Genomic DNA, 1,045 nt, shown 5'->3' on the forward strand with positions numbered 1-1,045 from the left:
GCTGGTGCTGGAAGGCGTAGGTGGGCAGGTCGACGGTGCTGGGCCGGGCCGGGGCGATGGCCCGCTCCCAGTCGACCTCTCCGCCGCGCACCCACACCTCGGCCGCGCTCGTCCACAACCGGCGCACCCCGCCGTCATCACGCCGCAACGTGCCCACCACCACACAGGCATCCGCGACCCCGGCCGCCTCCACACTCTCCAGCACCCCGATCCGCAACACCGGATGCGCACTGCACTCCACGAAGAACCGGAACCCCTCGCCCGCCAGCACCTCCACCGCCGGACCGAACCCCACCGTCTCGCGCAGATTCTCATACCAGTACGCCGCGCCGGCCTCCACACCCTCCAGCCAGCACCCCCGCACCGTCGAATACCACGCAGTACGCCCGATACGCGGCACCACCGGCGCCAGCAACGCGGCGAGCTCATCCTCGATCGCCGCCACATACGCCGAATGCGAGGCGTAATCCACCTCGATCCGCTTGGCCCGCACCCCCGCCAGCTCGTACTCGGCCAGCAACCCGTCCAGCGCGTCCACATCACCGGAGATCACCGTCGAGGCCGGACCGTTGATCGCCGCCACCGACACCCGGCCGTCCAACCCCGCCAGCCGCTCGGCCACCTGCGCCGACGGCAACGGAACCGACACCATCCCGCCCCGGCCCGCCAGCGCCACGATCGCCCGGCTACGCAACGCCACCACCCGCGCACCGTCCTCCAGCGACAACGCACCCGCCACCACCGCAGCCGCGATCTCACCTTGGGAATGGCCCACCACCGCCGCCGGCTCCACCCCGAGTGACTGCCACACCTGCGCGAGCGAGACCATCATCGCCCACAGCACCGGCTGCACCACATCCACCCGATCAAAGCCCGGCTGGCCCTCCTCGGCCCGCAGCACCCCGGTCAGCGACCAGTCCACGAACCCCGACAGCGCCGCCTCACACTCCGCCATCCGCGCCGCGAACACCGCCGAGGTCTCCAGCAGCTCAACCCCCATCCCCAGCCACTGCGACCCCTGACCGGGAAAGACGAACACCGTCTT

1 protein-coding gene is annotated in these 1,045 nt (G+C 71.2%); it reads right to left on the minus strand.

Annotation, left to right across the window (positions count from 1 at the left end; genetic code table 11):
* Positions 1-1,000, minus strand: a 1,000-nt coding sequence (locus tag ACTOQ2_RS43910) for an acyltransferase domain-containing protein (protein ID WP_440107972.1), incomplete at its 3' end; no start/stop codon positions are given.
* Positions 1,001-1,045 lie beyond the last annotated feature (45 nt).

It is taken from the genome of Streptosporangium sp. H16, from assembly GCF_051918855.1.
Taxonomy (GTDB): Bacteria; Actinomycetota; Actinomycetes; order Streptosporangiales; family Streptosporangiaceae; genus Streptosporangium.